Raw genomic sequence first — 6,989 nt, 5'->3', positions numbered from 1 at the left:
AGATGTGTATATGTGACAGCCCCCACGATGGCCCCCACGGCGGCCCACATAGCGGCCCACATAGCGGCCCACGACAACCATCGCGCGAACGGCATGCCCGCTAACGTACCGACTCGACCCGACCCCGGCGACGCAATGGGCGCGGCGTGCGGCGCGAACCGCCGCGTCGGCGAGGCGGTCCGGCCAACCTGTTTGAGCTTGCTGTACCCGCCGTTTCGTCGACTTCGTCGACCGAGACATGCCGGAGACATCACGCCCACCCCGAGACTGGCCGCCCTGATCGCGGCGGCCGCGATCGCCGCCGCCCACCGGGTCTGCAACCCACTGCGGCGCGGCGTGGCGCCGAGCCGGGTCGCGCCCGAGGTGATGGGCAACAGCCGGCTCGACGGCTACCACGCGGGATACCTCGTCGGCGCCAGCATGCGGGCCTACTGCCCGCAGTACATCTCGTCGTCACCCCCGATACGCCGCTACGCGATGTTGACGTGCAACCGACGCCACCGGCTAAAATTCGGGCACCGTCGATATTGGAGAGCCACGGGTGGTCACGAAACTCATTGCGTGTGTCGCTATCGCGGGGACGGCTGCGGCGGGAACGGCGGCGCCCGCGAGCGCCGATCCCAGTTCGTTCAACGTCCTCAGCTGCGGCTGCCCGCAGCCGGTCCCGATGGGTGGCCCCGCGGTGGCCGATGAGATCAACAAGGGAATCGAGACGGCGCTGACGGACCTCGAGGGGATCTCGGTCCCGCGATGACTCCGCCACCCTCGCCGGGGGTGATCGCGAGGCTGCTCGTCGGCGCCGCCGTCGCGGCCGTTGTCGCGGTGGCCGTGCCGGCGCCGTCGGGCGCCGACCCGAGCCCGAACCCTAACCCGTTGACCGTCCTGAGTTGCCCCGACTGACCGCAGACCGTCAGCAAGGGCGGCCCTTCGCTCCGCGATCAGACGAAACGGGGCCTGCGGGCCCGCGCCGGCCGACCCGCAGGACGCGGGCCCCAACGCGCGGTAGTCCGCCCGCGGCACGGTCGCGACGGGCTCGCCGCGCGCGTCGTTGCCCGACCGGCACCGCGCCCCGCAGGTCGATGCGATCGCGCCTGGTTCGCTCGGCGCGGCTTTCGAAGTCGCGGCGAGCCGGGTCGAGGCGCATGTGCGTCGCGCATGGCCAGGGATCGTGGCGCTACCGGGCGCCGAGTTGGACGGCTTTGACGATCAGCAGCGCGGCGCCGATCACCAGGTAGCCACGCAGCGCGATCATGCCCAGGCGGGTGCCGGGTGACCAGGTGACCGGCTCCAGCAGGGTCAGCGGCGGCATCCGCCACGTGTTGCGGTCGACTCCGCGGGCGGGCAGGTGCGCGGCCGGCCGGGCGGGTTGGCGGCGGGCCAGCCAGCGCAGCACCGGTACCGCCGCGGCGGCCAGCGCCAGCAGGGCCAGCGACAGGTAGCCGGCGACGGCGACGACGTCGATGTCGGGGAACAGCGTGGTCGCCATCAGGATCCCCGACAGCAGCAGCAGGATGCCGACGATCAGCCCGGCGACCCAGTTCAGCCATGGCCGGTTCACCCAGGGCCCCAGCACCTCCCGGTCGTTGCACAGCAGCAGGAGGAACACGCTGGCGCTGGGCAGCAGCAGGCCGGCGAGCGCCTGCACGGCGGTGGTGATCAACCCGAGCGGGGCGCCGGGGATCAGCACGACCGCCGCGGCCAACACCACCATCGCCGTGTAGGACAGGTAGAACTGTTTGGCGTCGGAGAACCCGCGGTGCAGCGAGTGCTTGAGGCCGAACACGTCGCCGAAGGCGTAGCTGGTGGACAGGGTGACCGCGGCCGCCCCCAGGATCGAGGCGTCGATCAGCACGATCGCGAAGATCGAGCCGAGCACCTCGCTGTGCCGGCCGAGCAGGTGCGCGATGGCGCCGGCGTCGGAGAAGCCGCCCACGGTGCCGGTGGAGCGCGCCGCCCAGTCGCCGGTCATCAGCAGCGCCGCGGCGCCGACCACCACGACGAAGGCCCCCAATACGGTGTCGGCGCGTTCGTAGCCGATGAACCGGGGGGTGATGCGTTTGTCGACGACGTTGGACTGCTGGAAGAACAGCTGCCACGGCGCCACGGTGGTGCCCACGATGGCGATGATGAGCAGCACCGCATCCGAGCTCACCCCACCCGCAATGCGGGGTGTCACAAACGACTTCGCCGCGTGCGTCCATTGGGGATGCGACATCAGCAGCATCGGGACCTGCACCAGGCTCACCGCGATGAAGACGAACATGGCCCGCTCCCAGCGGCGGAAGCTGCCGCTGGCCATGATCGCGACCAGCGCCACCGCCGAGATCGGCACCACAATGTACTTCGAGACGCCGATGAACTCAGCGGCCAGGGTGATGCCGATGAACTCGGTGACGATCGTCAGGAAGTTGAGCAGGAACAGGTCACCGACGGAGAACCAGCCCCAGCCGCGGCCGAAGCGTTCGTTGATCAACCGCGCGTGCCCGACGCCGGTGACCGCGCCGAGCCGGACCACCATCTCCTGGTTGACGATCAGCACCGGGATCAACAGCAGCAGCACCCACAGCAGCGAGTAGCCGTAGTTCTGGCCGGCCTGGGCGTAGGTGGCCACCCCGCCGGCGTCGTTGTCGCCGACCATCACGATGATGCCGGGCCCGACAATGGCCAGCAGGGTCAGCAGCCGCGTCTTGAACGTGCGGGCATGCTCGGTCTCGCCCACGGCGATGCGGCCGAACGCGCCCTCGATGTCGCCCAGGTGTGCGCTGTCGAGCACGGCGCTGCGGCGGGCGTTCTGGGGGGCGCCGTGGGGGGCGCCGTGAGTGGCGCCCTCGTCGCCTGCGCTCACGCCCCTCCCCCTCCCGGCACTGCCGAGTCGCCTTCGTCGCCGGGTTGAGCCGCGGGTTGAGCTCCGGGTTGAACTCCGGGTTGAACTCCGGGTTGAACGATGTCCCGGACCGGGCGGGGCGCGGGCTCGCGGCGGCGCCAGTCCTCGGGGATGGTGGCCTCCAGCACGTCGTCGACGGTGACCACCCCGAGCACGTGGTCCTGCTCGTCGACGACGGGGATGGAGTAGAGGTTGAAGTCGGCCATCAGCAGCGCGACGTCGGTCAGGTCGGCGGCGACGCCGACCCGCACCGGGTCGGAGTCCATCAGGGCTCCGACGCGCTCACCCGGCGCGGCCTGCAGCAGCGCGATCACCGACACCACACCCGAGAGGTGCCTGTCCTCGTCGAGAACGTGGATTTTGACCAGCGCCTCGGGCTGCAGGGTGCGGGCGTCGGCGATCAGTGCGAGCGCCGTGCCCGCGGTCGCGGTGGCGGCACACGACACGAAGTCGACGTTCATCAGCCCGCCGGCGCTTTCGGGGTTGAACCCCATCAGGGTGATCACCTTGGTGCGCTGCGGGGCGGGCATCAGGTCGAGCACCCGCCGGCGGCGCGCCTGGCGCAGGTCGGCGATCGCGTCGGCGGCGTCGTCGGCGCGCATCCGGCCCAGCAACGCGGCGACCTCGTCGTCAGGCATGTCGTCGAGCAAACGGCTGGCCTTGTCGGGGTCGAGTTCCTCGAAGACGTCGGCTTCCAGTTCCGGGTCGCTGCGGACCCGGTCGAGGATCTCCCCGCCCTCGGCCTTGTCCGCGTCCTCCAGAAGGTCGGCGATCTCGGCCGGTTTGAAGCCGCCGACCCTGCCCCAGTGGCGGCGCACCGCGTCGGAGCGGGCGTCGCCAATCAGCGGTTCGAACGCCTTCCAGTCGCGGGCCGCATGCCCGCCCGAGCTCTTGATGAGCCCGAAGAACTTCGCCGGGCGCCGGGTGTCCAGCCGCGCGAGCACCCACCCGGCGCCGGTGTCCTCGAGTTCGACGTCGTAGGCGTGCACCAGCTCCACGGCGGCCACATCGATCAGCCGGTGCCCGAGCACATCCGCGCGCAACAGCACCTCACCGGCACGCCGCTCGAAGCCGCGCAAATCAATCTTGTTCTTGGCCAACACAACCCGGTCGGGGTTGTACTCGCTGATCACTCGGCTCCCGATGAACACCCGCCGCCCGCCGACCCCGGCGACGATGCCGGTCAGCAGCGGATACGCGTCGGCCCCGCGCAACCGCACGATCACGTCCTCGACCCGGCCCACGGTCTCGCCCGCCCGGGCCAGCACCGGCGACCGCAGCAGCTCCGACAGGTGGATCACCGGCCGGTCCCCGCCCCGCTCGGCCGCCGCATCTGATGGACTCACTCGCCCTCCTCCGCGCTACTTCCGTGGCCCTATCGGCTCGGCCGCCAGATCGTACGCCGCGACCGCCGCCGGTGACCACAACCGGCAGGTGAACGTGCGGCGCGGGTCATCGGGTCCCGGCGCCGGGCGCATCGCCGTCGACGTAGTGGAAGCGTGCGGCGCGCCGCCGGATCCGATGGGTGCGTCCGCGGGTGCGGCGCGGCTGTCCGACGAGGCGCACCGGCTCGGCGTAGAACATCATCTTGGCCAGTTCCACCAGCACCAGGTAGGCGAGCACGAAGCCGCCCAGCACCGCGAAGAACTGCCACGGCAGCGGCGTGAAGCCCAGGGTGTGCGCCAGCGGCGAGATCGTGAGCGCGACACCGATCGACACCATCGTCAGGCTCGTGGTCGCCAGCAGCGCGCTCGGGCGGCTGCGCACGAAGGGCACCTTGCGCGTGCGGATGGAAAAGATGATCAACGTCTGCGTGGCAAGGGATTCCACGAACCAGCCGGTGCGGAACTCGACGGCGCCGGCGTGCAGCACCCCCAGCATCAACCCGAAGGTCAAGAAGTCGAACAGCGAGCTGATCGGGCCGAAGATCAGCATGAACCAGCGGATGAAGGCGACGTTCCAATGCGCCGGCGCCTGGAGCTGTTCCTCGTCGACCCGGTCGGTGGGAATCGCCAGCTGCGAGCTGTCGTAGAGCAAGTTGTTCAGCAGGATCTGGCTGGGCAGCATCGGCAGGAACGGCAGCAGCGCCGAGGCCGCGGCGGCGCTGAACATGTTGCCGAAGTTGCTCGAGGTGCCCATCAGCACGTACTTGATGGTGTTGGCGAAAATCCGCCGGCCCTCGGCCACACCGGTGGCCAGCACGCCCAGGTCCTTTTCCAGCAGCACCACGTCGGCGGCGTCCTTGGCGACGTCGGTGGCGCTGTCGACCGAGATGCCCACGTCCGCCGCATGCAGCGCCAGCGCGTCGTTGGCCCCGTCGCCCAGGAAGCCGACGGATCGGCCGGTGCGTCGCAGCAAGGCGATCAGCCGCGCCTTCTGCTCGGGGGAGATGCGCGCGAAGATGGTGTGGTGTTGCGCCGCCTCGGCAAACTCGTCGTCGCAGAGGGAATCCAGCTGCGCGCCGGTCATGGTGCCTTTGGACGCCAAACCCAGTTCGGCACAGACCTTTTCGGCGACGCGGGGGTTGTCCCCGGTGGCGATCTTGAGCTCGATGCCAAGGTCGGCCAGTTGCGACAAGGACTGGCGCGCTGCAGCTTTGGGTTCGTCGGCGAACACCAGGAAACCCGCGAGCATCAGATCACCTTCGTCGGCGGGGGTGATCGCGGTGAGCCCGGCAGCGGGTTTGGCGGCCACGGCCACCACCCGGCGCCCGGCCTCGAACAGGGCCGCCAGGGTCGCTTGGGCCACCGCGGCCGTCAGCCGGCATCGGGCCAGCACCTGTTCGGGTGCGCCCTTGACCACCAGCACGCGTCCTTCTCGGTCGTCCACCAGCACCGACGTCGCCCGGCGCTCGTGGTCGAACGGCAGCATCGCGATGCGGCGCACGGCGCCCACCAGCTGGCGTGCCCGGGGGGACTCCCAGAGCGCGGCGTCGAGCGGATTGGCGCTGACCCCGCCGGTTTCCGGGTCCACATCGGTGGCCATGAGCCCCAGGCGCCGGACCGAGTCGCTGTGCGCACCGGCGGGGTCGATCGTGTCGACCAGGCTGATCCGGCCGTCGGTCAGGGTGCCGGTCTTGTCGGTGATCAGGATGTCGATGTCGCCGAGGTCCTCGATGCACACCAGGCGCTTGACGAGCACCTTGGCCCGGGCCAGCTGCCGCGCGCCGGTCGCCAGGCTGGTGCTGACCACGGCGGGCAGCAGCTGCGGCGTGATGCCCACCGCGATCGCCAGCGAGAACAGCACGGAGTTGATGACCTGCCTGTGCAGGAGCAGGTTGCTGGCCAGGATGACGACCATCAGCGCGATCGCGACCTGCAGCAGCAGATAGGAGAACCCGCGCAGCCCGACCTGGAACCCGGTCTCGGGTGACCTCTCCTCCAAACCCGCTGCGATGCGGCCGAATTCGGCGCCGGTCCCGGTCGCGTACACCACCCCGGTGGCCTCGCCGGCGCTGACGATGGTGCCCATGAAGGCAAGGTCGGACGATTCGGCGAGTTCGGCGCCGGCGGGCACCGGCTGCGGCGACTTCTCGGATCCGGTCGATTCCCCGGTCAGGATGCTCTCATCGCATTCCAGGCCGCTGACGTCGATCAGGCGGACGTCGGCCGGCACCGCCTCCCCCAGCGACAACCGGATCACGTCGCCGGGGACGAGCGCGGCGACGGGCAGGGTGACGAACTCCCCGTCGCGGCGCACCACCGCGTTGTGGCGGACCCCGCCGTGCAGGGCGGCCGCGGCCCGCTCGGCGCGGTACTCGTTGAGGAAACCGAGGCCGATGCTGGCCGCCAGGATGATCCCGATGATGATCGCCTGGATGCTGTCGCCGAGGAAGTACGAGACGACCGCGGTGCCGGCCAGCAGGATGAGCACCGCGTTGCGCAGCTGACGGCCCAGCACCGCCAGCGCGTTGACGTGACGGGTGCGCACCGCGTTCGGGCCGTGGCGCGCCAGCCGCGCGGCCGCCTCCGCGGCGGACAGCCCGGCCGCCGAACTGTCCAGCCGGCGCAGCACGTCGGCGACCGGGCTCGCGGCGACCACCGCGGTGGTCAGCTCAGCGCCGGTCACGGCGCCGGAACAACACGTGGAGCGCGACCAGCACGCC

General features: G+C 70.6%; 5 protein-coding genes and 1 pseudogene. 3 read left to right on the top strand and 3 right to left on the bottom strand.

Going from position 1 to position 6,989, the window contains the following annotated elements:
• Positions 1 to 27 precede the first annotated feature (27 nt).
• The 3 genes and pseudogenes from FPZ47_RS30675 to FPZ47_RS28415 all read left to right on the top strand — a co-directional run.
• A pseudogene (locus FPZ47_RS30675) lies at positions 28 to 429 on the top strand (DUF732 domain-containing protein); the annotation flags it as partial.
• A 112-nt stretch (positions 430 to 541) separates the two neighbouring features.
• On the top strand, positions 542 to 754 hold the full coding sequence (locus FPZ47_RS16125) for a hypothetical protein (protein ID WP_144952938.1): 213 nt from the start codon (positions 542 to 544) through the stop codon (positions 752 to 754).
• On the top strand, positions 751 to 900 hold the full coding sequence (locus FPZ47_RS28415; RefSeq protein ID WP_168209474.1) for a hypothetical protein: 150 nt from the start codon (positions 751 to 753) through the stop codon (positions 898 to 900). The genes FPZ47_RS16125 and FPZ47_RS28415 overlap by 4 nt, the downstream gene beginning before the upstream one ends.
• Before the next feature lie 274 nt (positions 901 to 1,174).
• Here the strand turns inward: FPZ47_RS28415 and FPZ47_RS16120 are convergent, their stop codons facing one another.
• The 3 genes from FPZ47_RS16120 to mgtA all read right to left on the bottom strand — a co-directional run bounded on the left by FPZ47_RS16120 (position 1,175) and on the right by mgtA (position 6,952).
• Positions 1,175 to 2,773 (bottom strand): Nramp family divalent metal transporter, encoded by a 1,599-nt coding sequence (locus tag FPZ47_RS16120; protein WP_144952951.1) that lies wholly within the window; start codon positions 2,771 to 2,773, stop codon positions 1,175 to 1,177.
• Positions 2,774 to 2,841: 68 nt separating this feature from the next.
• A complete protein-coding gene (locus FPZ47_RS16115) occupies positions 2,842 to 4,230 on the bottom strand; it encodes a magnesium transporter MgtE N-terminal domain-containing protein (protein WP_425461805.1) in 1,389 nt (462 codons plus the stop codon).
• A gap of 106 nt (positions 4,231 to 4,336) precedes the next feature.
• Positions 4,337 to 6,952: a magnesium-translocating P-type ATPase gene (gene mgtA, locus FPZ47_RS16110; protein ID WP_144952939.1), complete on the bottom strand. Its 2,616-nt coding sequence runs from the start codon at positions 6,950 to 6,952 to the stop codon at positions 4,337 to 4,339.
• Positions 6,953 to 6,989: the final 37 nt, after the last annotated feature.

Source organism: Mycobacterium helveticum (assembly GCF_007714205.1).
GTDB lineage: Bacteria > Actinomycetota > Actinomycetes > Mycobacteriales > Mycobacteriaceae > Mycobacterium > Mycobacterium helveticum.
The sequence above is the reverse complement of the archived record's forward strand: the minus strand, read 5'-3'. Positions and strand labels throughout refer to the sequence as shown.